This window comes from Pseudomonas simiae (assembly GCF_900111895.1).
GTDB lineage: Bacteria > Pseudomonadota > Gammaproteobacteria > Pseudomonadales > Pseudomonadaceae > Aquipseudomonas > Aquipseudomonas simiae.
The window spans coordinates 125545-151777 of record NZ_FOKB01000012.1 but is presented as its reverse complement, the minus strand read 5'-3'; the positions used below and the strand labels follow the sequence as shown (position 1 = coordinate 151777).

The window sequence follows — 26233 nt, the reverse complement described above, 5'->3', positions numbered from 1 at the left end:
CTAGGGGACTCGAACCCCTGTTACCGCCGTGAAAGGGCGGTGTCCTAGGCCACTAGACGAAGGGGACACACAACTGAAACACATGGTGTGTATTTCAGTGCCCAGAGGTTAGATCCGAAGATCATGCCCTGGTTTCACTCAGTGCCGCCCGAGAGCCACACTGCTTAAACTTGGAGCGGGAAACGAGACTCGAACTCGCGACCCCGACCTTGGCAAGGTCGTGCTCTACCAACTGAGCTATTCCCGCAAATTGGCGTCCCCTAGGGGACTCGAACCCCTGTTACCGCCGTGAAAGGGCGGTGTCCTAGGCCACTAGACGAAGGGGACACACGTACAACATTCACTACCTAGCCGCGTTTCGCTGTGTGCTTTACGCGTTAAGTGGCGCGCATTCTATGGATGGATTGAAAGGTCGTCAACCCCCAAGGATAAATTTATTAAAATCAATGACTTCGACCTGCTTTGCGGGCTTGCGGGCAGATTGTGCGCGGCCGGGCTTTGACGCCTATATTCTGGCGCCCGACAAGACGCTATAGTTCACGCTGGCAAATGATGGCAATGTGCATCCATGCAGGGAGCGCCTATCTATATAGAAGCAAACTACCCGGGCAACTGGTCGATCAGTCCTATCCGCCGGATGGCCCAGTCACTACACTCTACTGTAAACCCTATAAAGAGGTCACACCGGTGACACCACTCATGATCACCCTGCTGGTAATAGCCGGGATCGCAATACTGATCGCCATTGGCTACATGAACCACGTGGTGGAAAACAACAAGCTTGAAAAGAAGCGCACCGAGATCGAGCTTAATGATCGTCTGCGCCGTTGCGGTGAAATCACCGAAACCTTCCCCGGCCAGTTGATGACCCCGGCACTCAAACTGTTGATCACCCGCCTGGAGCTCAACGTCAACCAGCGCCTGCTGAACCTCAACAAAGGCAGCGCAGCGCTGAAAGCCCGCATCGCCGAGCTGAATGCGCTGGTGGCCCAGGGCGAATCGATCCCGGTGAACAACCCGCCTGCGCCGATCCAGACCGAAGCCAAGGCCAAGGACGTGCGTTTCCTGCTCGAAGCCCTGCACGGCCAGGTCACCCGCGCCGCCCAGGACGGTTTCCTGCCGGCCAACGAGGCCAAGCACTGGATCCGGGAAATCCGCCATATCCTGGTGTTGCTGCATATCGAGTTCTTCAACAACCTTGGCCAGCACGCCCTGCAACAGGCTCAGCCGGGCCAGGCACGCCTGGCATTCGAGCGTGGCGTGCAGTACCTGCGTAAACAGCCGGAGCCGGCGATCTACAGCGCGCAGCTGCAACACCTGGAAGCCCAGCTGGTCCGCGCGAACTCGACGGTGCTGACCAACAGCAAGCCCGCCGAAGACGAAATCAACGAACTTACCGAAGGCCTCAAAGTGGTGGATGCCGACGCCGAGTGGAAGAAAAAAGTCATCTACGACTGATTGTGCGGTCGTGGGGCGAGCCTGTGTTGAGCGGGCTTGCCCGGCTCACTACAACCTCATGGCTTCACAAGATGCCATCACTTTGCATCTATCCCCGCGCGCCCGACTAGCGTAAAAAAGTGCCCCTTACTCCGTGAAGTCAGAGGCCCGTTATGCCCGTCGCCGTCATTGATGGACAACCGCTGCACTACGTAGACCAGGGCACCGGCCCAGTCGTCCTGCTCGGTTCAAGCTACCTGTGGGACGCCGACATGTGGTCGCCACAGATCGAGGCCCTGTCGCAACAGTACCGGGTGATCGTGCCCGAACTGTGGGGCCATGGTGAATCCGCTTCGTTGCCGGCGCAAACCCGCTCCCTTGATGACTTGGCACGCCAGGCCCTGACCCTGATTGACCAGTTGGATATTGCACAGATCAACCTGGTGGGGCTCTCGGTCGGCGGTATGTGGGGCGCACGCCTGGCGCTGCGGGCTCCCGAGCGGATCAACAGCCTGGTGCTGATGGACACCTACCTGGGCGCCGAGCCCGAGGCCACGCGCCAGTACTATTTCTCACTGTTCAAGATGATCGAAGACGCCGGCGCGATCCCCGAGCCGTTGCTGGATGTGGTGGCGCCTATCTTCTTCCGCCCGGGCATCGACCGCGAATCAGCGCTGTACCAGGATTTCCGCAAGCAATTGCAGGGTTACTCCAAGGAGCGCCTGTTGCAGAGCATCGTGCCCCTGGGTCGGTTGATCTTCAGTCGCGAAGACATACTGGAGCAGCTCCCACGCCTGGACGCCGATACCACGCTGGTGATGTGCGGCGAGCAGGACAAACCACGCCCTCCCGCCGAGTCCGAGGAAATGGCCGGGCTGATCGGCTGCAGCCTGATCCTGATTCCGGAAGCAGGCCATATCAGCGCAAGGGAAAACCCGGACTTCGTCAACGAAGCCCTGTTGACTTTCCTCGCCAACAACGCCTGACCGCCCTTCCCCTGCGGTCGCTGCCAACGTGCAGCGATCACAGGCGGAAGTGTCCCACCATGCCCTTGAGTTCCGCCCCCAACTGCGCCAGCTGAATGCTCGACGCGGCGTTGCCTTGCATACTCAACGCCGACTGATCGGCACTGGCGCGGATACTGGTGACGCTGCGGTTGATCTCTTCGGCCACCGAGCTTTGCTCCTCGGCCGCCGCGGCAATCTGCTGGTTCATCTGCTGGATCAACGACACCGCCACCGCGATGCTGCCCAAGGCACTTTCGGTTTCCAGGGCATCGCTCACCGCCAGCTTCACCAACTCCCCGCTTTGCTGGATCTGCTGCACCGAGGACTGTGCCGCGCTGCGCAAGGTGCTGACCAGTCGTTCGATTTCTTCGGTGGAGTGTTGAGTGCGCTTTGCCAAGGCCCGTACTTCATCGGCAACCACCGCAAAACCACGACCCTGCTCGCCAGCGCGGGCGGCCTCGATGGCGGCGTTGAGCGCCAGCAGGTTGGTCTGTTCGGCCACACTTTTGATCACACTCAACACGCTGCCAATATGCTGGATCTCCGCGCTCAGGCTCTCGATGCTGGCGCTCGCACTGGAGCTGGAAGTGGCCAACAACTCGATGCGCTGCAAACTCTGGCGCACGACCCGCTGACCGCTATCGACTTTTTCATCGGCGGTCTGTGCGGCTTGCGCGGCCTCTTCGGCGTTGCGTGCCACGTCATGCACGGTGGCGGTCATCTGGTTCATCGCCGTGGCGACCTGTTCGGTTTCTTCTTTCTGGCTGCTGACCTCGACATTGGTCTGCTCGGTGACGCTGGACAAGGAATGCGCCGAACTGGCCAGTTGCTCGATACCGGCTTGCAGGCCGCTGACCATCTGGCTAAGCCCGTTGCCCATCTGTTGCATGGCCTGCATCAACTGCCCGATTTCATCACGGCGGTTGACCTCCATGCGCCCGCTCAAATCGCCGGCGGCGATCTGCTGCGCCACGGCAATCACGCTGCGCAGCGGTGCGACGATCAAACGGGTGATCACCCACGCCGCTATCAACCCCACCAGCAAGGCCAGGGCCGAAGAACCGAGGATCAGCATTGAGCTTTTCTTCAACTGCGCCTGCATGGACTGGTCTTCGGCGTCGTATGCCTGGTTGACCCGGCTGACCACTTGGTCCGCCCGATCATGCAACTGTTTGTAGACCACCTTCTCTTGAGCCAGTAGCCCGGTGTACTCACCGAGTTTTTCACTGAAGGCGGCGATATGCCCGGCCACTTCGTTGAGCACGGTCTGGTAGCCAGAGTCCTTGACCGAGGTCTTCAGTTGCTCGACCTGGGCCAGGGCCTGGTCGGCTTGCTCGATCTTGCCTTGTTCGCTGGTGTCTTCATCGACTTTACGGCTCTGGTTCAGGCGTACATGGGCTTCATTCATGGCCTGCAGCATCAGGCGCGACACCTGGCTGACCTGCCCCGCCTGCTCGATAAACTCAGCGCCTTCCTTACCCTGGCTTTCCTTCAGGCCATAGGCGCCGTCATCCGCCAGCCCGGCCTGCAGCACATCCAGATTGTTTGCCACGCTGGACACCGACCAACTGGCCATTTCCAACGCCAGGTCCTTGGTCTGGGTCAATTCGACAAACTCATCGAACGCCTTGCGGTAGGCGGCCAAGGCTTCCTCTACATCGGTCATCACCGGCACGTTGGCCGCCGACTGGGCCTTGAGACTGGCCGCAAGAGCCGCCAAGGCATCGACACTTTCATGCAGGGCGTCGACGGCCTTGGGGTCGGCGTGCAACGCGTAGTCCTGCTCGATCAGGCGCACCTTGAGTAAACCGCTGTTCAGCGACGACATGGCCTTGAGCCCTTCGAAACGCTGACCAATGGTTTGCAGGGACCACACCCCGATCGCTGCGATCAACGCCGTCAGCAGCAGTACCAGGGTGAAGCCCAAGCCCAGTTTTTTTGCCATACCGAGGTTGGCGAATTGTCGTTGCACGGCCGAAATCATTGCACTTGAATCCTCTTGCAATGGCGGTTGCCATCGAGCCCTGTTTACACAGGCGAGAGTCGCAACCGCAAGGCACTGAACACAAGTCGTTGGCGCCACAATAATGGCAAAAAGCTACACACTCGTCGTTTTCAGAATGGTCGAGGTCGATCTGGCGGGCCCCATGGCGCGGAACAACGCCAACGCCCGTTGATCAGCGGCATAGGCCACGTTGATGCGCAGCCACTCACTGGGCTCGCTGGTTGGGCTGAACAGCGCCCCCGGCGACAACAGAACGCCGAGCCGTCGGGCACATGCCTGCAACTGTGACCAGTCCCCTACTCCCGGACGAGCCCACAGGAACATACCGCCTGCAGGTATGGCGAACACCTCCCACTCCTCGTCCTCCAGCACCTGTAGCGTAGCTGCCATTTGCGTGTTCAGCCGCTTGCGCAAGCGCTGTACCCATTTGCGGTAGGTGCCATTTGCGAGCAGCGTGACCACCACCGCTTCGGCAAAGCGTGAAGTGCCGAAACCGGTCAGGGTCTTGAGGCTGGCCAACTGCGCGATGATCGCGGCGCTGGCACTCAGGTAACCCACGCGCAAGGCACTGCTCAAGGTTTTGGAAAAGCTGGCGACGTAGATCACCCGATCATCATGGGGCAGTGCTGAAAGGCGTGTGCAACTGGCGTGTTGCAGGTCACCGAAAACATCCTCTTCAACGATCAGGAAATTGTCGCGCCGCGCCAGCTCCAGCAAACGCTCTGCCACCGTGCGGCACAGGCTGGAGCCGGTGGGATTGTGGTACAGGCTGTTGATGAACAGGCACTTGGGCCGATGCCGCTGCAGCAGCGCTTCCAGCGCCGGAATATCCGGGCCTCCGGGGGTTCGCGGGACTTGCAGGAGTTGCACGCCGTGAAAAGCCAATTGCCGATAGAGGTTGCCGTACCCGGGCGTTTCGACCACCACGCAGTCGCCGGCCTTGAGCAGGGTGCGTATCAGCAAGTCCTGGGCATGGCTTGCGCCCGCCGTGGTGAGGATACGGTCCTGGTGGGTGGCAATGTGGATTCGGCTCAGGCGCTTGAACAGTTGTTCACGCAGCGCCGGCAACCCCAATGGCGTGCTGTAGTTGAACAGGCCGGCGGTGTCGATTCGAGTGACCTCACGAATCGCGTAACTGATGTCATCGCTTTCACGCCAGGCATCCGGCAACCAGCCGCAGCCCAACTTCAGTTCGCCCAGTGGGCTATCAACGAAGGTGCCCCATCCCCGCTCCGCACCTTCGTACCAAAGGTCCTCAGGCAAAGCGGGCGGCTGGGCCACGCTGAAACCCGAACCGGGCCTGGAAACCAGCACACCCTGGGCAACCATCCGCTCGAACGCCTCGATCACGCTGGATTGGCTGAGCAAATTATCGAGGGCCACCTGTCGAATGGACGGTAAGCGCGTGCCGGGGCTCGCGCCACTCGAGCGAATCCATTGCGTCACTGCGCTGATGATTTGCTGCACCACCGGTACAAGGGCTTGTCGATCGATCCCTAAATCCATGCGCCACTCACTTCAACTGTCTGTTGTTCAACCCAGAACAGTTAAGCACAGAAGCCCATTTCGACCGCCTGCCAATACTTATTAAATCATTGATTTTGTTGGATTATTTACCTAATGATACACATTCTGACGGGGCACTCCGCCATCTATGGAAACGCCCCACAGCCCCCCAAACCTTTTCGAATGGAGGGCGGCGTGAGGTCCTAGATTGCGGTCGCACCACCGTCCACCGCCAAGGCTTGACCCGTGGTAAACGCCGCACCGTCGCTGCACAGATAAAGCACCGCACTGGCAATTTCCTCGACCTTGCCGATGCGACCCACCGGGTGCATGGCAGCGGCAAATTCAGCTTTGCGTGGGTCGGCTTCATAGGCTCGCCGGAACATATCGGTATCGATCACGGCCGGGCAGACCGCGTTGACGCGGATTTTCTTCTTCGCATACTCGATGGCCGCCGATTTGGTCAGGCCAATCACCGCATGCTTGGAAGCCGCATAAATACTCATCTTCGGCGCCGCGCCCAACCCCGCGACTGACGCGGTGTTGACGATCGCCCCGCCGCCCTGGGCCAACAGCAGCGGCAACTGGTGCTTCATGCACAACCACACGCCCTTGACGTTGACACCCATGATCGCGTCGAACTCATCCAGGCTGCCGTCGGCCAGCTTGCCCTTTTCGATTTCGATCCCGGCATTATTGAAGGCGTAGTCCAGGCGACCATAGGCGGCAAGGGTCTGGGCCATCAATTGCTGGACATCCGCCTCCAGCGTGACGTTGCAGCGCACAAACAGCGCTTCGCCGCCGGCCTGATGGATCAGGGCGACGGTGTTTTCACCGCCCGTTGCATCCAAATCGGCAACCACGACCTTCAAACCTTCGGCGGCGAACGCCAGCGCGGTGGCGCGGCCAATACCGGCAGCGGCGCCGGTCACCAGAGCGACCTGGCCGGAAAACGTCATGCTCATAGAAGATGTCCTGTGGGAGAAAAAGCGGTGGGTCGAGTCTAGCCAACGCCGCGCCGGACGCGTCAGCACTATCAAACCGCCGGTTGGGGCTGCATGGATCGCAGTGATAAGGGGCACCTGGCGACTATCAGCAACACCTATCGACCGGCATTCGCGCCCTCGGTGAACCTTGCTCCCTGCCCATTGAAGGTCTATCACTTCAGGTTCATTTCCAGAAGAGTCGCCACCATGACCGCCCAGACCAACCGCCAATTCCTGCTCGCCAAGCGCCCGGTCGGCGCGGCCACCCGGGACACCTTCACTTACCAGGAAGTCCCGGTGGGCACGCCCCAGGACGGCCAAGTGCTGGTGCATAACGAATACCTGTCCCTCGACCCGGCCATGCGCGGCTGGATGAATGAAGGCAAGTCCTATATTGCGCCGGTCGGCATCGGCGAGGTGATGCGCGCGCTGGGTGTGGGCAAGGTGATTGCCTCGAACAACCCGAAGTTCGCCGTCGGCGACTACGTCAACGGTGCGCTGGGCGTGCAGGATTATTTCCTGGGCGAGCCGCGTGGCTTCTACAAGGTTGACCCGAAACTGGCGCCTTTGCCGCGCTACCTGTCTGCCTTGGGCATGACGGGCATGACCGCCTACTTTGCACTGTTGGACACCGGTGCGCCAAAGGCCGGCGAAACCGTGGTGATCTCCGGCGCGGCGGGTGCCGTGGGCAGCATTGCCGGGCAGATTGCCAAACTCAAGGGCTGCCGTGTGGTGGGCATTGCCGGTGGCGCCGACAAGTGCAAGTTCCTGGTGGATGAGCTGGGCTTCGATGCCGCCATCGATTACAAAAGCGAAGACGTGCCCGCTGCACTCAAACGCGAGTGCCCCAAAGGCGTGGATGTGTATTTCGATAACGTCGGCGGCGATATTCTCGATGCCGTCCTCAGCCGCCTGGCACTGAAAGCCCGCGTGGTGATCTGCGGCGCCATCAGCCAGTACAACAACAAGGAAGCCGTGAAAGGTCCGGCCAATTACTTGTCACTGCTGGTCAATCGCGCGCGCATGGAAGGGTTCGTGGTGATGGATCACGCTGCAGGCTTTGCCGCTGCCGGGCAGGAAATGGCCGGCTGGATGGCCCAGGGCAAGCTCAAGAGCAAGGAAGATATCGTGGAGGGGCTGGAGACGTTCCCGGAGACGCTGATGAAGCTGTTCAACGGGGAGAACTTCGGGAAGTTGGTGCTCAAGGTCAGCTGACGCAGCTGACGCCAATGTAACCACTCCCCCAAAAACGCTGGCCGCAATTCGACAGGGATTGGGCGGCTAAACCGGCAGGGATGCCGGTTTAGCCGCCAGCGGTAGCAAGCGCCCCATCGCTGGCAAGTCAGCAGCGCCTACCCGTTGTTTAGGCGATTTCAGCGACAACTGCCGCCAACGCCTTGGCCGGATCCGCCGCCTGACTGATCGGACGACCGATCACCAGATAATCGGAACCCGCGTCCAGTGCCTGGCGCGGCGTCAGGATGCGGCGCTGATCGTCCTGGGCGCTGCCCGCCGGACGAATCCCCGGGGTCACCAATTGCAGCGACGGGTGCGCGGTTTTCAGCGCCTGGGCTTCCAGCGCCGAGCACACCAGGCCGTCGAGGCCGGCTTTCTGCGCCAGGGCAGCCAGGCGCAGCACTTGCTCCTGGGGTTCGATGTCCAGGCCGATGCCAGCCAGGTCTTCGCGTTCCATGCTGGTGAGTACGGTCACACCGATCAGCAAAGGTTTAGGACCGCTGCGCTGCTCCAACACCTCACGGCAGGCGCTCATCATGCGCAGGCCACCGGAGCAGTGCACGTTGACCATCCACACGCCCATTTCGGCGGCGGCCTTGACCGCCATAGCGGTGGTGTTCGGGATATCGTGGAATTTCAGGTCGAGGAACACCTCGAAGCCTTTATCACGCAGGGTGCCGACGATTTCCGCGGCGCAACTGGTGAACAGTTCCTTGCCGACCTTGACCCGGCAAAGCTTCGGGTCCAACTGGTCAGCCAGCTTCAGTGCGGCGTCACGAGTGGGGTAATCCAGGGCGACGATGATAGGAGTCTGGCAGACGGACATTGGAATGGGCTCTCAGGCAAGTCGAAATCGGCGCGGATTGTAGCGCAAGCGGCGCCGTTGCGGGATCCGATGATCGGTAAATACTGACCAACCGCCATCGGGCGGGCATTTTCTGCAATTATTTCAAAGTTGATACATTTACGACACGCCCCCAACACGCCCCTCGGCTAGCCTCGCACGCACGACCCACCGACCAGCACTTCCAGCCATGGGGCTGGGCGCCTATGCTGACCGCAACGACCAGGCAGATGATCGCATTATGCAGACCCCTTCCGTCTCTTTGAACGACGAGCAAAAAGGCACAGTGATCGCCGATGACACACGCTGGAACACCCGCGCGCTGATCGTTGACGACGATGTGCCGATCCGTGAACTGCTGATCGATTACCTCGCGCGCTTCGGCATCCTGGCCACCGGCGTCACCGACGGCACCGCGATGCGCCAGGCCATGCAAGCCGAAACCTTCGATGTGGTGGTGCTTGACCTGATGTTGCCGGGTGAAGACGGCCTGTCGCTGTGCCGCTGGCTGCGCGCGGAGTCGGACATCCCGATCCTGATGCTCACCGCCCGCTGCGAACCCACCGACCGGATCATCGGCCTGGAACTGGGCGCCGACGACTATATGTCCAAGCCATTCGAGCCGCGTGAGCTGGTAGCGCGGATCCAGACCATCCTGCGCCGAGTGCGCGATGATCGCACCGAACAGCGCGCCAACATCCGCTTCGACAACTGGCGCCTCAACAGCGTGTTACGCCAACTGGTCGCCGATAATGGCCTGGTGGTGCCGCTGTCCAACGCAGAATTCCGCCTGCTGTGGGTGTTCATCGAGCGCCCGCGCCGGGTATTGAGCCGTGAGCAGTTGCTGGATGCAGCCCGAGGCCGCTCCATTGAGGCCTTTGATCGCAGCATCGACTTGCTGGTGTCGCGCCTGCGGCAAAAACTCGGGGATGACCCCAAGGCCCCGCACCTGATCAAGACCGTGCGTGGCGAAGGCTACCTGTTCGATGCACGGGACATCGGTTAATGCGTAACGGCTTCAACACGTTATTCGGTCGACTGTTTGGCGTGTTGCTGGTAGCGATTATCCTGGCCCACGTGCTGGCGTTCTCCTGGTTTCGCTATTACGGCCCGCCCCCGCCGCCTCAGGAAACCTTTGTCGAACAGCCCGACGGCACGATGAAGCCTCTGCCCAAGCACAAGCGCCCGTGGTTTGGCGGCCCGGTGGTGCCGCTGACGTTCCAATTCATCTCGCTGATCATTGCGGCCTGGTACGGTGCCAAGTTGCTGAGCCGTCCGATTCAGCGCCTGAGCGAAGCCGCCGAGCGCTTGAGCCTGGACCTCGACAGCCCGCCCCTCGACGAATCGGGACCGCGTGAGGCACAGCAGGCCGCGTCGACGTTTAACCTGATGCAACGGCGTATCCGCGAACAGGTCAGCCAGCGTGCGCGCATGCTTGGCGCGGTTTCCCATGACCTGCGCACCCCGCTGTCACGCCTCAAGCTGCGCCTGGAACAGATCGACGACACCAAGCTGCAGGGCCAGATGCGCCAGGACCTCGACGACATGATCGGCATGCTCGACGCCACCCTGAGCTACCTGCACGAGCAACGCACCAGCGAAGCCCGGCATTGGCTGGACGTGCAGGCGCTGGTGGAGTCGATGAGCGAAAACGCCCAGGACCAGGGCGCCGACGTGCAGTTCGCCGGCACCTGCGCGCCGCTGCAGGTGCAGCCGATGGCCTTGCGTTCGTGCCTCAACAACCTGATCGACAATGCCCTGCGCTATGCCGGTACGGCGCGCATCGAACTGACGGACAGCCGCGAGGCCTTGGTGATCCGTGTGATCGACCACGGCCCCGGCATCGCCGCTGACAAGCGTGAGGCGGTGTTCGAGCCGTTCTATCGCCTGGAGGGCTCACGCAATCGCAACTCCGGCGGTGTCGGCCTGGGCATGACGATTTCCAAGGAGGCGGCGGAACGCCTCGGCGGTCGGCTGGACCTGGAGGAAACACCGGGTGGTGGGCTGACCGCCGTGATGTGGTTGCCCAGGGTCTGAAGGGCCAACACGGACTCATGCAGGAGCAGGCAAGCCAGCTCCCACAATGATTTCTACCGGTCAGTTACAGGGGTTTATCTTCCCGCCGTCCTTGGGCATGGGTTGCGCTCCAATCCATCAACAGGCTGTAGGCCACCGCCAGCAGGGTCGGACCGATAAACAGGCCGATGAACCCAAACGCAATCAAGCCGCCGAACACGCCAAGCAGCACGATCACCAGCGGCAGGTTGCCACCACGGCTGATCAGGTACGGCTTGAGCACGTTGTCCACGCCGCTGATGATGAAGGTGCCCCACACGCCGAGGAACACCGCGTAGGTGTAGTCGCCCTTCCAGGCCAGCCAGGCCGTGGCCGGGATCCATACCAGCGGCGGTCCCATGGGGATGAGGCTGAGCAGGAAGGTGACGATACCCAGCACCAGCGCGCCCGGTACGCCAGCAATCAAGAAGCCGATCAACGCCAACAGCGCTTGCGCGGCGGCGGTGCCGATCACGCCGTTGACCACCCGCTGTACGGTGCCGGCCACCAGTTCGATGTAGTAGCCAGCACGATCGCCGATCAAGCGTTCCAACAGGCGGTGAACGAACATCGCCAGGCGCGGCCCATCACGGTAGAAAAAGAACACGAATACCAGGCTAAGGGTCAGTTCCAGAATCCCCCCACCGATTTGCGCACTGCGCGCCAGCAACCAGTTGCCGACCTGCCCCAGGTAAGGCTTGATGCTGACCATCAAGGCCGCGCCCTGCTGATCAATGCTGTCCCACATCGCCACCAGCCGTTCGCCGACAAAGGGGATCGAGCCGAGCCAGGTAGGCGCCTCCGGCAAGCCGTCGACCTGGATATCCTTAATCAACGCCGTTGCATCGCGCACGTGATCCGCGAGGTTGAAACCCAGCCACACCAGCGGCAGCGCCACCAACAGCATCCAACCCAACGTGAGGATGCCGGCGGCCAAGGATTCCCGCCCCCCCAGCCAGCGGGTGAGCAGGACCATCAACGGCCAGCTGGCAAACGCCAGCACCGCGCCCCAGAACAGCGCCGACCAGAACGGCGCCATCACCCAGAAACTGGCACCGAACAGCACCAGCAGCAGGATTTGCACCAGTAGGCGATCGTTATTGAGCATGTAGGATCTCGAAAGGAAGACTGTAGGAAGACAGCTTAGGCGAACGGCACGGGTCCGTTCGCCCTGTTACGCCTAGCGTATCAGATGCAGGTGCAGGCCCTTGGCGTCACCCGTGCCGATTTCCATGCGCGCAGCGCGCACGCCCTTGTCAACCAGCGCCTGGCGCCAGGCCTCAGCGGTCGGGCCGGTCAGGCTGACGCGCAACGTGGCATCCAGGTTCAGGCCACGGGAAATCAGGGTCAGCCAGGTGTCGTCAGGGTCGCCGCCCAGTGCGGGAAAATCCAGCTCGCCGGTGCTTTTCAACTCACGCAGTAGGGTCGCGGAGGTGGGCAACAGGTCGGCCAACGGCGCGCTGGCATCCAACTGCTCTACATGCAGATAGGCGCGGCGATTGCCACGGGTGATGCCGTACAGCGCCACCAGGGAGTTTTCCTGGGGAGCCGCCAGGCGCAGCAGCAGGTATTCCTGCTGGCCGTCGGCACCCACCAGCTTGGCGTTGCCGAACACTTCATTGGCCCACAGGCTGCTTTCACCGCAATCCCGGGCCTGGCACCAGAACAACAACTGCGCGCCCTTTTCCTGAAACGCTTCACGCGTTGCCGTAAACGCGGCGCTGGAGCTGTGTTCGGGGGGCAGTTCATAGGTGATGGCGGAGGTCTGGCCGCGGGCGGTGGCCTGGCCTTCATAACGCAGTTGGCCGCTGATCTTGCGGATCGCGCCCATGGGGTAGATACGTTCTTTTTCTTCGGCGGGACGGTAGTCGACAATTTGCGAATCGACCTGACGGGCCACGGTGGGCAGGTCCTGGCTGCCCGGTACGTCGGCGGCGAATACCAGTGGGCTCAAAAGGCTCAAGCCCAGGATACGGATACATCCGTTACGCACGCTCATAAGATCAACGAGCCCTGGCCATCGGAGGTCACAGCGGTGTTGAAGTAGTTCATGGTTGACTCCCTATCAATCCGCCCAGCCTCGGCAGTTGACCGCCCCAAGTCAAGGCGCGGAGAAGAACCGATTGAAACAGTCTGCAACAAGGACCGCGCCGGACTCCTCATTCAAGTGCAAATGATGGCCGCCTGGCAGCGTGCTGACTGCAAAGGGTAGCTGGGAAAGCAATTCGGAATGTTTCGCCAGCATGCCATCCGCAGCGACCACCAATTGAGTAGGACAAGCTACGCGCCGCACGAAGGCCATCGCTTGTTCGTCGGTCAGGCGCATCGGCGAAGCCAGGGTCAGACGGCTGTCGGTGCGCCAGGTGTAACCGCCCGGCACTGGCATCAAACCGCGCTGGGCCAGCAGTTCGGCGGCTTCGCGGCTGACCGCCACTACCCCTTTCATGCGCGCTTCGACCGCTCGATCCAGGGTGTTATAGACCGGCTTGCGCTTTTCCTGCAGGTTCAATTGCGCCTGCAAGGCCATACCCAGCCGCTCGGCGGCGTTCTCACCGCTGGCGGTCGGCGGGATCACGCCGTCGATCAATCCCAGGTGGGTCACACGCTCCGGCAACGCGCCGGCCAGCACCAGGGACACGATCGCGCCGAGAGAGTGACCAAGTAATGCAAAACGTTTCCACCCGAGTTGCTCAGCGACTTGCAGCACGTCATAGACGTAATCCCACAAGGCATAACCGGCACCTGTAGGACGATGCGCCGAATGCCCATGCCCGGCCATATCCAGTGCAACGATGCGCAAGCCCTGAAGTTTCGGCGCCAGTCGCGCAAAGCTGTTGGCATTGTCCAGCCAGCCATGCAGGGCGATCACCGGCAAACCGTCCTCGGGGCCAAACAGATGGGCCGCCAGTTCGATATGCGGCAGGCTCAGGCGGACTTCTTCGACCGGCGTGCTCATGCGCAGCTGCGCTCGCGGGCTTCCCAGCGGGAAAACAGGTTCTTGATCAAGGCCGCGGTGTCTTGCGGGCGTTCAAGGGGAAACATGTGGCCACCAGGCATTGTGAGCATCTCGCCCATGGGCAGGCGCCCGACGCCATTGGCGTGGTGACGCATCACCACCCGGCTTTGCCGACCGCGCACCACCGCCAGCGGCACCTTCAACTGGCGCACCTGGCCGGGGCTGGTGTGGGGCACGCCCCGGTAGATGCTGATTTCGGTGGCCGGGTCGAAGCGCAGGCGCAGGCGATCGCCCACCTGATACAGGCCATGTTGCAGGTAAGCGTCGAAGCATTCCGGGTCAAAGCCACGGAACAGGGTTTTGCCGGCGAAGTAACTGCGCGCCGCCTCCAGGTCGGTAAATTCCTCGCGACGGCCCAGGGTGCGTCCGGCCGGGGTCAAGCGGTCGATGAAACCCAAGCGCTTGGCCGCACGAATCACCCAGCGGTCCGCGCGGGTCAGCACGGGCGAATCCAGCATCACCACCCCGCGATACAACTGTGGGCACCGCATGGCCGCGTGCAGGTGCAACACGCCACCGAGGGAATGGCCCACGCCCCACACCGGCTCAGGTTGCTGTTCCAGGTGATGGATCAGCTCGTCCACCAGGTTCTGCCAGTTATCGTCCACCGGAAATCGGGGGTCGTGACCGTGCTGCGGCAGGTGGGCCACCGTATATTCCGGGGCCAGGGCGGCGAACAACTTGCCGTAGGTAGCCGAGGGGAAGCCATTGGCGTGAGCAAAAAACACGTGCTGCGACATACCGGATCCATCTACAAAAACAGAGATTGATTGTCACCATGCCCAGCCGGCACAGCAATGACTGTAACTGCCAGGAATGATGACACTCACGCCACACCTATCGCGCCGGCGGGTTCTCGCCCAGCGGCACCACCGCCATGGTCAGGCGCGACACGCAACTGGCCTTGCCCTCATCGCTTGTCAGGCGGATGTCCCAGACCTGGGTGGTGCGACCGATATGGATCGCCTTGGCCACCGCCGTCACCCGCCCGCTACGCACACCGCGCAGGTGGTTGGCGTTGACCTCCAGGCCGACGCAATAAAACTTGCTCGGGTCGATACACAGATAGGCCGCCATAGAGCCGACGCTCTCGGCCAACACCACCGACGCGCCGCCGTGCAACAGGCCGTAGGGCTGATGGGTGCGATGGTCGACTACCATGCTGGCGGTCAGGGAATCGTCGTCGAAGCTTTCAAAGCGGATATCGAGCAGTTCACCGATGGTGTTTTTCTGGATCGCGTTGAGTTGTTCGATATTCGGTTGGGTGCGCCACAGGCTCATGGAATTGTCCTTATTGGTTTTATTACGGCCCTAATCCTGCCACAGAACCGTTTCGGAACGCTCGCTCCACCGCTGGAAATATTCACCGTAAGTCGATTCGATCGCGTTGCGTTTGATCTTCAAGGTCGGCGTCAAAAAGCCGTTTTCCACTGCCCAACTGTCTTTCACCACCACCAGTTGGCGCAGGCGCTCATGCTTGTCCAGCGTCTGGTTGACCTGTACCAACCAACGTTCAAGACTGCTGCGCAGCGCTTGCGGGTCCTGTTCCACCGCCGACAATACGCACAAACCAATAGGCGCGCTCAACCCATCCCCCACCACACACACCTGCTCGATACGCGCATGTTCGGCCAGGCGGTTTTCGATCGGCGCCGGGGCCACGTATTTGCCCTTGCTGGTCTTGAAGATCTCCTTCAGCCGTCCGGTCAGGCGCAGACGGCCCTCGGTGTCCTGCTCGCCTTTGTCCCCCGTGCGCAGGAAGCCATCGGCGGTGATCGTCTCGGCGGTTTTCTGCGGGTCCTTGTAGTAGCCGAGCATGGTCGCACCGCTCCGCACCTGCACTTCCCCCGCAGGATCGATACGCACTTCAACACCGGGGCACGGCAGGCCGATCCAGCCGAGGGTTTGCTGACCGGGACGGCAAACATGGGAGTAGCCGCAACTCTCGGTCATGCCATACACCTCAAGCACGTCCAGGCCCAGCCGCCGATACCAGCGCAGCAGCGCTTCAGGCACAGGCGCTGCCCCCGAAAGCGCGATACGCAACGCGTCCAAGCCCAGGCCGGCGAGCACCTTGTGGCCCACACGCTTGCCGATGAACGGCAGGCGCAGCAAGGCGTCCAGGCGTTTTGCCGGAACCTTGGCGTAGACGCCCATCTGGAATTTGGTCCAGATGCGCGGCACGCCAAACAGTGCGGTCGGACGCGCCCTGCGTAGGTCCACCAGAAACGTCTCCAGGCTTTCGGCGAAGAACACTGTTTGCCCGGTGTAGATCGAGGCCATTTCCACAAACATCCGCTCCGCCACGTGGCACAGCGGCAGGTAGGACAACAAGCGGTCGCCCTCACCCAAGCCAAACAACGCCGTACCACGGGTCGCGGCAAACCCCAGCGCGCCGAAGCTGTGCATCACGCCTTTGGGCAGGCCCGTGGTACCGGAGGTATAAATGATGGTGGCCAGGTCCGAGGCGGCCGGCGCCGGGTCATCCTGAATCGGCGAGGAGGCCTGCAGATCGGCCCAACTGAAATCGAACTCGCCCGACGGGCACAACGGCAGGCTGATGGTCGGCACATCCTTAGGCACACCGGGCGCCATGGCTGGCCAATCATCAAGCTTGCCGATCAACACCAGCGCCGCCTCGGAATGAGTCAGCACATGGGCAACGGAATCAGCGGTGAGGTTGGGGTAGAGCGGCACCGAGACATGCCCAGCCATCCAGATCGCCAGGTCGGCAATGATCCAGTGGGCGCAGTTTTTCGAGATCAACGCAATGTGCGAGCCCTGGGGCAACTCCCGGGCGCGCAGCCAGTTCGCGGCGCAGCGAGCCTGGTGGCCAACGTCGCCCCAGGTAAGGCTTTGCACCTCGCCATCACCGACGGGCTGCACCAGAAAGGTTTGGCGCGGATGTCGCGCTTCACGTTCGAAGAAGACCTGCAACGGCAAACGAAAAGCGACGGGCATGGGACGCGCTCCTTTGTGGTCCGACGATAGCCAACCAAGCACTTGCTTGGTTGACTATATAGCACACACAAAGCCGCGATAAAGCCTACGGATTCTTCACGTTGACCAGGTTCATCAGCCCCGCCAGCGGGAAATCCCCTTCCAGTTCAGCCAGGCTGGCGGTGTGCATCGGCTGTGGCTGCCGCAGGTGACCGTGCTGCAAAAAGCTGATCAGGCTGCCCACCAACGGTTGATGGCTGACCAGCAGCACGTTGTCATCGGTGTCGAGCTTCTCCAGCACCTGCAGCGGGTTGCCCTCGGGGGTCAGCCACGGCACCGTGCGGATTTCCGGTTCGAAACCTAATGCATCGCGCACCAGGTGCGCAGTTTGCTGCGCCCGCACATAGGGGCTGGCGATGATCGCGCTCAGGGGCTGGTCGATCAGGTGCGCGGCACTGCGCAACACTTCTCCACGGCCGTGCTCGGTGAGGTTGCGCTCGGCATCGGTGCGGGCATGCCCTTCGGCCTCACCGTGGCGCAGTATCCACAGCTTCACAGCTTTGGCTCTTCATCACGCACCGGATGCGGCGCCGGCGGCACGCTGTGGGCGGCTTCGCCCTCGGGCGCGCGCGGGGTCGGCCAGTCGGCGAAAGGCCACGGCTTCTGTTCGGTGTGGAAGCTGCCGAAGCGGCCGATCTGCGCCAGGAACTGGCTGAGGCTGTCGCCGAAGTTCATCAGGCCCAGGTTCGGGGCGCTGTAGACCAGGCGGTAGATCAGTTGCACCACCACCAGTGCGCCGAGCAGGAACTGCGCCACCTGCCACACCAGGGCAAACACCAGCATCCACAGGATGCGCAGGGCAATGGATTCGTACTTGGGGGCTGCTTTCGGATCGTTCATGACGCGTTCCTCAGTTGAAACCACTGGTGGAAATGAAGTCGACATCGGTCTTGGGCTCGGCGCGCATCAGCAACTCGATGACCTGGTTCAGGGTGCGGCCTTCAAACAGGATCGCGTGCAGCCCAGCGACCAGCGGCATATAGACGCCCACTTCCTGGGCCTTGGCCTTGAGTACTTTGAGGGTGTTGACCCCTTCGGCCACTTCACCCAGACGCGTGACTGCGTCTTCCAGGCTCAGGCCCTGGCCAAGCGCAAACCCGACCTGGTAATTGCGACTTTTCGGCGAGGAGCAGGTGACGATCAAGTCGCCCACGCCCGCCAGCCCCAGGAAGGTCATCGGATTGGCACCCTGGTTCACCGCAAAACGGGTCATCTCGGCGAGGGCGCGGGTGATCAGCATGCTCTTGGTGTTTTCGCCCATGCCCAGCGCGACGGCCATGCCTGCAATGATCGCGTAGACGTTTTTCAGCGCACCGCCCAGCTCGACGCCAAAGCGGTCGCCGCTGGCGTAGACGCGGAAAGTACGGCCATGCAACACGGCCTGGACGCGTTCGCACAGTTCCTCATCTTCACTGGCGACAACCGTGGCGGTCAGCGCGTGTTCGGCAACTTCCCTTGCCAGGTTCGGCCCGGACAGCACGCCAATGCGCGCCTGGGGAGCGATCTCTTCGAGGATTTCGCTCATCAGCTTGAAGGTCTGCGCCTCGATGCCCTTGGTCAGGCTGACCAGCAGCTTGCCGGCCAGACGCTCGGCGTGGGGTGCCAGCACCGAGCGCAAGGCGCTGGACGGCAGCGCGACGAAGCACAGGTCGCACGCCGTAAGGGTTTCCAGCAGGTCGGTGACAGGCTCGACCGCCGGATGAATCTTGATGCCTTTAAGGTAACGCGGATTTTCCCGGTGCACCCGAATGGCCTCGGCCTGTTCGGGATCGCGCATCCACTGGCGCACGGCGTGGCCGTTCTCGGCCAGCAGGTTTGCCACGGCGGTACCAAAACTTCCGCCTCCCAGGACCGCAATAGGGCGCTGTTCAGTCATATGCAATCCGTTAATCCATACCAGTGGCGATGGCGGCATTATACGGGCCGACCCGCTGGCGGCCAGCCCCCGTATCAATTCGTGCGTTTGTCGGAAAATGCCACATTTTCATGACGCAATTGCAAGTCCGACGACTGGCAAAAGGCCCCACCTCAGTTAACATGGGCGGCTATCCGTAATTATCAAGGCCGTGCCGTGTATTTGGCCCCTCCTCCCCGTTCATCTCTGTGGCTGATGCTGCTGTGCAGCGCGCCAGCCATGGCCGACGATCTGTTCCTCGACAGCCAGCCGCTCCCCCAGGTGTTGACGGCCACGCGCCTCAAGCAGTCGGCCGCCGCGGTGCCCGGCAGCATGACCGTGATCGACCGCGAGCTGATCAAGGCCAGCGGCGCGCGGGACATCAGCGAGTTGCTGCGGCTGGTGCCGGGGATGATGGTCGGTTACACCACCGGCAACCAGGCCGCGGTGAACTACCACGGCACCAGTGCCAGCGATGCGCGGCGCATGCAGGTGTTGATCGACGGCCGCTCGGTGTATCGCGCGGGCCTGGCCACCGTGGACTGGAGCGATATTCCGGTGGCCATGGAAGATATCGAGCGCATTGAAGTGTTCCGTGGCCCCAACACCGTCAGCTACGGCGCCAATGCGCTGATGGCGGTGGTCAACATTCTTACGCGCTCGCCGGCCAACAGCCACGGCACGCGGTTAAAAGTGGTGCGTGGCGAACGCGGTATCAATGATTTCTATGCCAGCCAGGGCGCGGGCTGGGAAACCGGTGACTTGCGCCTGTCCCTCTCCGGGCAACAGGACAACGGCTTCGACAGCGATGCCACCGGCGCAGACCGTCGTGACAGCCGCCGTCTCAACCGCTTCAGCCTGGCCATCAGCCAAACGCTGAACACGCAACAAAGCATCGACCTGCAGCTGGACGCGAAGGAAGGCACCAACCAGCGGCCGTATACCTACAGCCCGGTCTTCGCAGGGATTACCGAAGGCGGCAACAATTCCGACGTCACCGCCAAGGATTACGCCGGCTCCCTGCGCTGGAACTTCGACTTCAACCCGGATCACAGCCTGTACATCCAGGGCTCCGCCCAACAGTGGGACCGCCGCCAGATCTGGAAAGCCTGTGACGCCAAAGTCTCATTCAGCCCCGAACTGACCCAGTTGTGGCAGATGAACCCCAATTACGCCGAACTGCTGGCCCGGCACATGGACATCTACAGCCAGGGCAGCGCACCACCGGGCAACGCCGCCGAGCAGGCGTTGGCCAACCAAGTGCTGCAGCAGTGGCGCGACGGTGCCAGCCAAAGCGTGTGCGGTGACATCGACCAGAGCACCCGCGAAAGCCGCTACGACCTGGAGATTCAGGACACGCTCAGCCTGTCCGACAGCCTGCGCCTGGTCAGCGGCATGAACTACCGCTACGACCGCGCCGACTCCGACACCTACTTCAACGGCACCCTGGACGACACCACCTGGCGCCTGTTCGGCCAGTTGGAATGGCGCGCCAGCGAGCACTGGCTGCTGCAAGGCGGCGCCATGTATGAAGACACCCACCTGAGCGGCAACTCGCTGACGCCACGGGTGGCGGTCAACTACCTGATCAACCCGCGCCACGGCTTGCGCGCGGTGTATTCCGAGGCGATCCGCTCCCCGGACATGTTCGAGAACAACGTCAACTGGAGTTATCGCGTCACCAACCTCAGCTCCCCGGCCTATGGGCAGACCACCGGGCAATACTTCGTAAAAACCCGGGGCCCGGGCAACCTCGATAAAGAGATGATGAAGTCACGGGAACTGGGGTACAACGGCTTCTTTGCCGACATCGGGCTGAACATGGACGTGAAACTGTTCTACGACGAGATCACCGACATGATCAGCTCGCCGCTGCGCAATAACCAGTACATTGCCAGCAACGCCAACAGCGCTCGGTTTACCGGCGCCGAGTCGCAGTTCGACTGGCGCGTGAGCAATGCCGACCGCCTGCGCCTTACCTACGCTTACGTCGACGCCAGCACCAGCAACCCGCTGGACAAAGCACAGACCGCCCGCAACAGCGGCTCCGCCGGCTGGTTGCGTGAATGGGGCCAGGGTTGGTCCAGTGCGCTGTTCTACTATGGCGATGACGCACTCAACCAATATCGCTTCGAACGGGTCGACCTGCGGGTGGCCAAGCGCATTGCCCTGGGCAAAGCCAATGTGGAGCTGGCCGGCATGCTGCAAGAACGCCTCGACAACCAGCCCACGACCTGGGCCGACAACAACTATGACCATCGCCACGTGCTCTACTTCAGTGCCGAGTTAGAGTTCTGACATGGGCGACTCGTCACGGATGACCGGCCTGTTTATCACTCGACTCTGGCGGCGAGCGGTGCTACTCGCCTGTCTTCTGATGGCCGCGCCGGCGTGGAGCGCCGACATCCTGCTGACCGCCGCCGAAGACGGCGCCGGGGTGCAGGCCTTTGCCCAGGCCCTGGCCCAGCAACGCCCGGAAGACCGTATCACCTTTACCGCCCTCAAAGACTTGCCGGCACCCGGCCGCCTACCGGCAACCACGCGCTTGATCCTGCTGGACCTGCCCGGCCTCGACTGGCGCCTGCAAGAGCCCCAGGGCCCACCGACCCTGGTGCTGCGCATCAGCCGCCTGCAAGCCCATCAGCGCCTGGGCGCCATGCCGCACCCACGCATTAGCCTGCTGTGGAGCGACCCACCGCTCGATCGCCAACTACGCCTGATCGCGAGCATCCTGCCGCAGGCCCGGCGTATCGGCGTGCTCTATGGCGCCGGCAGCGAGTTCCTGCTGCCTGAACTGCGCCAGCACGCAACGCTACTGGGCCTGGAAATCGTGCCGCAGCTCTGGGACAACATTACTGACAGTCGGCCGCTGCAGACCCTGTTCCGCAACAGTGACGTACTGCTCGGCCTCGACGACCCGCAGTTGTACAACCCGAAGACCGCGAAGAACCTGTTGCTGAGCAGTTACGCCCAGCAGTTGCCGCTGATAGGCCCGAACGCGGGCTTCGTGCGGGCCGGCAGCCTGGCCAGCACTTACAGCGACCAGGCCGACTGGCTTGCCGTGCTCGACCGCCTGCTCGACCACTCGCCGGCCAACTGGCCGCACTCGCTGTACCCGGAACGCTTCAAAGTCGTGGGCAACCCGCAAGTCGCGCGCTCACTGGGGATCGAACGGGTGGACGAAGCCAGTGTCGCCACCCGATTGGCCGAAGGAGAAAAACGCCCATGACCTTGCGTCGTCGTTGGGACATCAACACCCGCACCCAGCTCATTACCCTGGGCCCGGCGCTGTTGCTGACGTTGCTGTTGATCAGCTTCTTCACCTTCGTGCGTATCCAGGACCTGCGCCAGGAACTGGACCACACCGGCCAGTTGATCGCCAACCAACTGGCGCCCGCCACCGAGTACGGGGTGATTTCCGGCAACAATGACGTGCTCGACAGCCTGTTGCGCGCCACGCTGGCCACGCCCCATGTGCGCTTTCTGGAAATCCAGGACAGCAGCGAGAATATCCTCGTGTATGTCGAGCAACCGTCGGAGAAACATGACCGGTCGCTGTCAGTCAAAGTGTTCCAGGCGCCGATCCGCCTGCAACACATTCAGCTCGGCAATGATTTCTTCCAGGATAACCTCAACGAATCCAAGGCCCCGCGCGCTGACTACCTGGGCCGCGTGATCGTCGGCATGTCCAACGATGCCTTCAGCCAGCGCCAGCAGGAGATCCTCTTCAAGGCCGGCATCCTCGCACTGTTCGCCCTCCTGTTTACCTTCCTGCTCGCACGGCGCCTGGCCGCCAGCCTGTCGCAGCCGATCAGCGCCATGGGCCATGCGGTGAAGGCGATCCAGCAAGGCGACTACAAGACGCCGCTGCCGATCGTGGACGACTCCGAACTGGGCGACCTGTCTCGGCATATCAACAACCTCGCCGAAGGCCTCAACCAGGCCAGCCGCGAACAGCAACAGGCCATGGCCCAGTTGATCCAGACTCGCGAAGAGGCCGAGCGGGCCAACAACGCGAAATCGGATTTCCTGGCGATGATGAGCCATGAGTTGCGCACACCCATGAACGGCGTGCTGGGCATGTTGCAGTTGTTGGAAACCACCGAGATGACCGAAGAACAGACCGAGTACGCGGCGCTGGCGTCGGAGTCCACCGAGCATTTGCTCAAGGTGATCAACGATATCCTCGACTTCTCGCGTATCGAGCGCGCGGCGCTGGAGCTGGAGCACATTCCGTTCAACCTGGCGGACCTGATCAACAGCTGCGCCCAGGCGTTTCAGCACAGCGCCCAGCAGCGCGGGCTGGCGCTGGAGCTGTCGATTCCGCCAGGGATGGATACCTTGCGGGTGCAGGGCGACCCGACGCGGATCCGTCAGATTCTGGTGAACCTGATCGGCAACGCGCTGAAGTTCACCGAGAACGGCAACGTCAGCATCGAGCCACACTGGCAGACCCTCGACCATGAACTGGTGTGGTTCACCTGCACCGTGCGCGACAGTGGCATCGGGATTTCCGCCGAACGCCTGGAATTGATGTTCGATGCGTTCCAGCAGGCCGACAGTTCCATTTCAAGACGTTACGGCGGCACCGGCCTGGGCCTGCCCATCGCCCGAACCCTGGCCGAACGCATGGGCGGCACCCTGCGCGCCCAGAGCGAAGAAGCCCGCGGCTCGGTGTTCACCCTGGAAATTCCGCTGGCCATTGACCAGCACAGCGTGCCGGCCATCGCCAGCGACGCCGACGGCAAAACCGGCGCAGGCGATGGTCGCCATGTGCTGTTGGTGGAAGACAACCCGGTCAACCGCGCAGTGGTCGAAGCCATGCTGCGCAGCCTGGGCTTTGAAGTGAGCCTGGCCACCGACGGTGCCGAGGCGATCCGCAGCGCCGAGAGCCTGATTTTCACCGCCATCCTGATGGATTGCCGGCTGCCGGTGATCGACGGCTACGAAGCCACCCGGCAGATTCGGCAGTTGCCGGGTTGCGCCGACCTGCCGATCATCGCCCTGACTGCCAACGCCTTGCAGGGCGACCGTGAAGCCTGTCTGGCAGCGGGAATGAACGATTACCTGGCCAAGCCGTTCAAACGCACGGATTTGCAGCAAATCCTACAACGTTGGGTGCAATAGCGCCGCGCCATCAGCCAAGTCCGACTGGCGTGAAAGACGAAAGTGCGGCAGTCTTAGGCACCCGAACGGGCCCATAAACAGGCCCGGTTTAAAATTTCAGTGAACAAGTGTACATTCAGTACCTTGCCGCTGTGACTTTCACTACAACGCAATAGTCTATGTGTAGGCTGCCGACATGAGGCATGAACGCTTCATTCGGTTCGGGAAGATTTACCCTACCCTGCCGCATGGGATTATTGAGGAGCTCGCATGACCAAACAAAACGCCTTTACTCGGGAAGACCTGCTGCGCTGCAGTCGCGGTGAGCTGTTCGGCCCAGGTAACGCGCAACTGCCCGCCCCGAACATGCTGATGGTGGATCGCATCACCCATATCAGCGAAGAGGGTGGCAAGTACGGCAAAGGTGAATTGGTCGCCGAGCTGGATATCACCCCGGACCTGTGGTTCTTCGCCTGCCATTTCGAAGGCGACCCAGTGATGCCAGGTTGCCTGGGCCTTGACGCCATGTGGCAGCTGGTCGGTTTCTTCCTCGGCTGGCAAGGTTTGCCTGGCCGCGGCCGCGCCCTGGGTTCGGGCGAAGTGAAGTTCTTTGGCCAGGTTCTGCCGACCGCCAAGAAAGTCACCTATAACATTCAAATCAAGCGCGTCCTCAAGGGCAAGCTGAACCTGGCCATCGCCGATGGTTCGGTGAGCGTCGACGGTCGCGAGATCTATACTGCCGAAGGCCTTCGGGTCGGCGTATTCACTTCCACTGACAACTTTTAAGGGTTATCCGCATGCGCCGCGTCGTTATCACTGGTCTGGGCATTGTTTCTTGCCTGGGCAATGACAAAGAGACCGTCACCGCTAACCTGCGTGCAAGTCGCCCTGGCATCCGCTTCAACCCGGAATATGCCGAAATGGGTCTGCGTAGCCAGGTTTCCGGCTCCATCGACCTGCCCCTCGAAGAGCTGATTGATCGCAAGATCTATCGCTTCGTCGGCCACGCTGCCGCCTATGCCTACCTGGCCATGAAAGACGCGATCGCCGACTCCGGCCTGAGCGACGACCAGGTATCGAACGTACGCACCGGCCTGATCGCCGGCTCCGGCGGCGCATCGACCCTCAACCAGATGGAAGCGCTGGACATCCTGCGCGAAAAAGGCGTGAAGCGCGTTGGCCCTTACCGTGTCACGCGGACCATGGGCAGCACCGTTTCGGCCTGCCTGGCCACGCCGTTCCAGATCAAGGGCGTGAACTACTCGATCTCCTCCGCCTGCGCCACCAGTGCACACTGCATCGGTACTGCGGTTGAGCAGATCCAGCTGGGCAAGCAGGACATCGTATTCGCCGGCGGCGGTGAAGAAGAGCATTGGAGCCAGTCGTTCCTGTTCGACGCCATGGGCGCGCTGTCCACTCAATACAACGAAACCCCGGAAAAGGCCTCCCGCGCCTACGACGCCAAGCGTGACGGTTTCGTCATCGCCGGCGGTGGCGGCATGGTGGTGGTCGAGGAGCTGGAACACGCTCTGGCCCGTGGTGCCAAGATCTACGCGGAAATCGTCGGCTACGGCGCCACTTCCGACGGCTACGACATGGTTGCCCCGAGCGGTGAAGGCGCCATCCGTTGCATGCAGATGGCCATGTCCACTGTAGATACCCCAATCGACTACCTGAACACCCACGGCACCTCGACTCCGGTCGGCGACGCCAAGGAAATGGAAGGCGTGCGTGCGGTCTTCGGCGACAAGGCGCCAGCCATCAGCTCCACCAAGAGCCTGTCGGGTCACTCCCTGGGCGCCGCCGGCGTTCACGAAGCGATCTACTGCCTGCTGATGATGGAAGGCAACTTCATGGCCGGCTCGGCCAACATCGACGAGATTGATCCGGTGGTGGCTGACATGCCGATCCTGACCAAAACCGTTGAGAATGCAAAAATCGACACTGTGATGAGCAACAGCTTTGGCTTTGGTGGCACTAACGCCACCCTGGTGCTGAAACGCTGGTAGGGTAATTAAGGCCTGTCGCTTGATCGCATGAAAAAGCCCCGACTGGTTCGGGGCTTTTTTGTGGGCAATCAACTCAGGACCGAGTCGCCTGCTTCGCGAGCAAGCCCGCTCCCACACTGACCGCATTTCTTT

Annotated in this window: 23 protein-coding genes, 2 tRNA genes and 1 pseudogene; 10 read left to right on the top strand and 16 right to left on the bottom strand. The window is 61.9% G+C overall.

All coding sequences use genetic code 11. The annotated features are described in order from the left end of the window. Positions 1 to 171 precede the first annotated feature (171 nt). Both BMZ57_RS26900 and BMZ57_RS26895 read right to left on the bottom strand, forming a co-directional pair. Positions 172 to 247: transfer RNA gene (locus BMZ57_RS26900), tRNA-Gly, on the bottom strand. A gap of 4 nt (positions 248 to 251) precedes the next feature. After that, a tRNA-Glu gene (locus BMZ57_RS26895) sits at positions 252 to 327 on the bottom strand. Positions 328 to 687: 360 nt separating this feature from the next. On the opposite strand from BMZ57_RS26895, the gene BMZ57_RS26890 reads away from it, so the two are divergent. Beyond that, complete coding sequence (locus tag BMZ57_RS26890; RefSeq protein WP_010211670.1) at positions 688 to 1458, top strand: hypothetical protein; 771 nt, start codon at positions 688 to 690, stop codon at positions 1456 to 1458. A gap of 152 nt (positions 1459 to 1610) precedes the next feature. Then, the gene (locus BMZ57_RS26885; RefSeq protein WP_010211671.1) at positions 1611 to 2423 is read left to right on the top strand and encodes an alpha/beta fold hydrolase; all 813 of its coding nucleotides are present in this window, start codon (positions 1611 to 1613) and stop codon (positions 2421 to 2423) included. Between the two features lie 37 nt (positions 2424 to 2460). On the opposite strand, the gene BMZ57_RS30310 is transcribed toward BMZ57_RS26885, so the two are convergent. The 4 genes and pseudogenes from BMZ57_RS30310 to BMZ57_RS26870 all read right to left on the bottom strand — a co-directional run bounded on the left by BMZ57_RS30310 (position 2461) and on the right by BMZ57_RS26870 (position 6920). Next, the gene (locus BMZ57_RS30310) at positions 2461 to 3303 is read right to left on the bottom strand and encodes a methyl-accepting chemotaxis protein (RefSeq protein WP_392397732.1); all 843 of its coding nucleotides are present in this window, start codon (positions 3301 to 3303) and stop codon (positions 2461 to 2463) included. 15 nt (positions 3304 to 3318) lie between these two features. After that, positions 3319 to 3519: pseudogene (locus tag BMZ57_RS30305) on the bottom strand (HAMP domain-containing protein); the annotation flags it as partial. 1023 nt (positions 3520 to 4542) lie between these two features. Continuing rightward, on the bottom strand, positions 4543 to 5955 hold the full coding sequence (locus BMZ57_RS26875; RefSeq protein ID WP_021492127.1) for an aminotransferase-like domain-containing protein: 1413 nt from the start codon (positions 5953 to 5955) through the stop codon (positions 4543 to 4545). A gap of 203 nt (positions 5956 to 6158) precedes the next feature. After that, on the bottom strand, positions 6159 to 6920 hold the full coding sequence (locus BMZ57_RS26870; RefSeq protein WP_010211676.1) for an SDR family oxidoreductase: 762 nt from the start codon (positions 6918 to 6920) through the stop codon (positions 6159 to 6161). 228 nt (positions 6921 to 7148) lie between these two features. Here BMZ57_RS26870 and BMZ57_RS26865 point away from each other — a divergent pair, with 228 nt between their 5' ends. Continuing rightward, positions 7149 to 8156: an NADP-dependent oxidoreductase gene (locus BMZ57_RS26865; RefSeq protein WP_010211680.1), complete on the top strand. Its 1008-nt coding sequence runs from the start codon at positions 7149 to 7151 to the stop codon at positions 8154 to 8156. 148 nt (positions 8157 to 8304) lie between these two features. Here the strand turns inward: BMZ57_RS26865 and pyrF are convergent, their stop codons facing one another. Beyond that, entirely contained in the window at positions 8305 to 9003 is a 699-nt protein-coding gene (gene pyrF / locus BMZ57_RS26860; protein ID WP_010211681.1) for an orotidine-5'-phosphate decarboxylase, read from the bottom strand. A 259-nt stretch (positions 9004 to 9262) separates the two neighbouring features. Between pyrF and BMZ57_RS26855 the strand changes: the two genes are divergently transcribed. Together BMZ57_RS26855 and BMZ57_RS26850 are read left to right on the top strand one after the other, a co-directional pair. Beyond that, positions 9263 to 10027 (top strand): response regulator, encoded by a 765-nt coding sequence (locus BMZ57_RS26855; RefSeq protein ID WP_069672569.1) that lies wholly within the window; start codon positions 9263 to 9265, stop codon positions 10025 to 10027. After that, positions 10027 to 11058, top strand: a complete 1032-nt coding sequence (locus BMZ57_RS26850; RefSeq protein WP_010211683.1) for a sensor histidine kinase — start codon at positions 10027 to 10029, stop codon at positions 11056 to 11058. The genes BMZ57_RS26855 and BMZ57_RS26850 overlap by 1 nt, the downstream gene beginning before the upstream one ends. Positions 11059 to 11122: 64 nt before the next feature. Here BMZ57_RS26850 and BMZ57_RS26845 read toward each other — a convergent pair whose 3' ends face one another. The 9 genes from BMZ57_RS26845 to BMZ57_RS26805 all read right to left on the bottom strand — a co-directional run bounded on the left by BMZ57_RS26845 (position 11123) and on the right by BMZ57_RS26805 (position 18968). Further along, complete coding sequence (locus BMZ57_RS26845; protein ID WP_010211684.1) at positions 11123 to 12184, bottom strand: AI-2E family transporter; 1062 nt, start codon at positions 12182 to 12184, stop codon at positions 11123 to 11125. A 72-nt stretch (positions 12185 to 12256) separates the two neighbouring features. Continuing rightward, a complete protein-coding gene (locus tag BMZ57_RS26840) occupies positions 12257 to 13075 on the bottom strand; it encodes a DUF4892 domain-containing protein (RefSeq protein WP_069672565.1) in 819 nt (272 codons plus the stop codon). Between the two features lie 102 nt (positions 13076 to 13177). After that, positions 13178 to 14032 (bottom strand): alpha/beta hydrolase, encoded by an 855-nt coding sequence (locus BMZ57_RS26835; RefSeq protein WP_047543503.1) that lies wholly within the window; start codon positions 14030 to 14032, stop codon positions 13178 to 13180. Next, positions 14029 to 14832 carry an alpha/beta fold hydrolase gene (locus BMZ57_RS26830; protein WP_010211687.1) on the bottom strand — a complete coding sequence of 268 codons (804 nt, stop codon included), beginning with the start codon at positions 14830 to 14832 and terminating at the stop codon, positions 14029 to 14031. Before BMZ57_RS26830 ends, BMZ57_RS26835 begins: the two co-directional genes overlap by 4 nt. Before the next feature lie 97 nt (positions 14833 to 14929). Next, positions 14930 to 15373 carry a hotdog fold thioesterase gene (locus BMZ57_RS26825; protein WP_010211688.1) on the bottom strand — a complete coding sequence of 148 codons (444 nt, stop codon included), beginning with the start codon at positions 15371 to 15373 and terminating at the stop codon, positions 14930 to 14932. Positions 15374 to 15403: 30 nt separating this feature from the next. After that, on the bottom strand, positions 15404 to 17053 hold the full coding sequence (locus BMZ57_RS26820; RefSeq protein WP_021492130.1) for an AMP-binding protein: 1650 nt from the start codon (positions 17051 to 17053) through the stop codon (positions 15404 to 15406). An 85-nt stretch (positions 17054 to 17138) separates the two neighbouring features. Further along, positions 17139 to 17588: a phosphohistidine phosphatase SixA gene (gene sixA / locus BMZ57_RS26815; RefSeq protein WP_010211692.1), complete on the bottom strand. Its 450-nt coding sequence runs from the start codon at positions 17586 to 17588 to the stop codon at positions 17139 to 17141. Continuing rightward, positions 17585 to 17932 carry a DUF4389 domain-containing protein gene (locus tag BMZ57_RS26810; RefSeq protein WP_010211694.1) on the bottom strand — a complete coding sequence of 116 codons (348 nt, stop codon included), beginning with the start codon at positions 17930 to 17932 and terminating at the stop codon, positions 17585 to 17587. The genes sixA and BMZ57_RS26810 overlap by 4 nt, the downstream gene beginning before the upstream one ends. A gap of 10 nt (positions 17933 to 17942) precedes the next feature. Then, on the bottom strand, positions 17943 to 18968 hold the full coding sequence (locus BMZ57_RS26805) for an NAD(P)H-dependent glycerol-3-phosphate dehydrogenase (protein WP_010211695.1): 1026 nt from the start codon (positions 18966 to 18968) through the stop codon (positions 17943 to 17945). A gap of 195 nt (positions 18969 to 19163) precedes the next feature. On the opposite strand from BMZ57_RS26805, the gene BMZ57_RS26800 reads away from it, so the two are divergent. From BMZ57_RS26800 to fabB, 5 genes are all read left to right on the top strand, one after another. Beyond that, positions 19164 to 21284: a TonB-dependent receptor plug domain-containing protein gene (locus tag BMZ57_RS26800; RefSeq protein WP_367870006.1), complete on the top strand. Its 2121-nt coding sequence runs from the start codon at positions 19164 to 19166 to the stop codon at positions 21282 to 21284. Position 21285: 1 nt separating this feature from the next. After that, complete coding sequence (locus tag BMZ57_RS26795) at positions 21286 to 22215, top strand: ABC transporter substrate-binding protein (protein ID WP_069672563.1); 930 nt, start codon at positions 21286 to 21288, stop codon at positions 22213 to 22215. Continuing rightward, complete coding sequence (locus BMZ57_RS26790; protein ID WP_044286897.1) at positions 22212 to 24113, top strand: ATP-binding protein; 1902 nt, start codon at positions 22212 to 22214, stop codon at positions 24111 to 24113. The genes BMZ57_RS26795 and BMZ57_RS26790 overlap by 4 nt, the downstream gene beginning before the upstream one ends. Positions 24114 to 24362: 249 nt before the next feature. Continuing rightward, the gene (fabA, locus tag BMZ57_RS26785) at positions 24363 to 24878 is read left to right on the top strand and encodes a 3-hydroxyacyl-[acyl-carrier-protein] dehydratase FabA (protein WP_010211704.1); all 516 of its coding nucleotides are present in this window, start codon (positions 24363 to 24365) and stop codon (positions 24876 to 24878) included. A gap of 11 nt (positions 24879 to 24889) precedes the next feature. Continuing rightward, a complete protein-coding gene (gene fabB / locus BMZ57_RS26780) occupies positions 24890 to 26101 on the top strand; it encodes a beta-ketoacyl-ACP synthase I (protein WP_074900722.1) in 1212 nt (403 codons plus the stop codon). Positions 26102 to 26233: the final 132 nt, after the last annotated feature.

Bases quoted from the DNA above. Each gene is read 5' to 3' on its own strand.
- BMZ57_RS26885 (WP_010211671.1), top strand. From the start codon at position 1,611: ATGCCCGTCGCCGTCATTGATGGACAACCGCTGCACTACGTAGACCAG.
- BMZ57_RS30310 (WP_392397732.1), bottom strand. From the start codon at position 3,303: ATGGTCAGCGGCCTGCAAGCCGGTATCGAGCAACTGGCCAGTTCGGCG.
- BMZ57_RS26875 (WP_021492127.1), bottom strand. From the start codon at position 5,955: ATGGATTTAGGGATCGATCGACAAGCCCTTGTACCGGTGGTGCAGCAA.
- BMZ57_RS26870 (WP_010211676.1), bottom strand. From the start codon at position 6,920: ATGAGCATGACGTTTTCCGGCCAGGTCGCTCTGGTGACCGGCGCCGCT.
- BMZ57_RS26865 (WP_010211680.1), top strand. From the start codon at position 7,149: ATGACCGCCCAGACCAACCGCCAATTCCTGCTCGCCAAGCGCCCGGTC.
- pyrF (WP_010211681.1), bottom strand. From the start codon at position 9,003: ATGTCCGTCTGCCAGACTCCTATCATCGTCGCCCTGGATTACCCCACT.
- BMZ57_RS26855 (WP_069672569.1), top strand. From the start codon at position 9,263: ATGCAGACCCCTTCCGTCTCTTTGAACGACGAGCAAAAAGGCACAGTG.
- BMZ57_RS26850 (WP_010211683.1), top strand. From the start codon at position 10,027: ATGCGTAACGGCTTCAACACGTTATTCGGTCGACTGTTTGGCGTGTTG.
- BMZ57_RS26845 (WP_010211684.1), bottom strand. From the start codon at position 12,184: ATGCTCAATAACGATCGCCTACTGGTGCAAATCCTGCTGCTGGTGCTG.
- BMZ57_RS26840 (WP_069672565.1), bottom strand. From the start codon at position 13,075: ATGAGCGTGCGTAACGGATGTATCCGTATCCTGGGCTTGAGCCTTTTG.
- BMZ57_RS26835 (WP_047543503.1), bottom strand. From the start codon at position 14,032: ATGAGCACGCCGGTCGAAGAAGTCCGCCTGAGCCTGCCGCATATCGAA.
- BMZ57_RS26830 (WP_010211687.1), bottom strand. From the start codon at position 14,832: ATGTCGCAGCACGTGTTTTTTGCTCACGCCAATGGCTTCCCCTCGGCT.
- BMZ57_RS26825 (WP_010211688.1), bottom strand. From the start codon at position 15,373: ATGAGCCTGTGGCGCACCCAACCGAATATCGAACAACTCAACGCGATC.
- BMZ57_RS26820 (WP_021492130.1), bottom strand. From the start codon at position 17,053: ATGCCCGTCGCTTTTCGTTTGCCGTTGCAGGTCTTCTTCGAACGTGAA.
- BMZ57_RS26810 (WP_010211694.1), bottom strand. From the start codon at position 17,932: ATGAACGATCCGAAAGCAGCCCCCAAGTACGAATCCATTGCCCTGCGC.
- BMZ57_RS26805 (WP_010211695.1), bottom strand. From the start codon at position 18,968: ATGACTGAACAGCGCCCTATTGCGGTCCTGGGAGGCGGAAGTTTTGGT.
- BMZ57_RS26795 (WP_069672563.1), top strand. From the start codon at position 21,286: ATGGGCGACTCGTCACGGATGACCGGCCTGTTTATCACTCGACTCTGG.
- BMZ57_RS26790 (WP_044286897.1), top strand. From the start codon at position 22,212: ATGACCTTGCGTCGTCGTTGGGACATCAACACCCGCACCCAGCTCATT.
- fabA (WP_010211704.1), top strand. From the start codon at position 24,363: ATGACCAAACAAAACGCCTTTACTCGGGAAGACCTGCTGCGCTGCAGT.
- fabB (WP_074900722.1), top strand. From the start codon at position 24,890: ATGCGCCGCGTCGTTATCACTGGTCTGGGCATTGTTTCTTGCCTGGGC.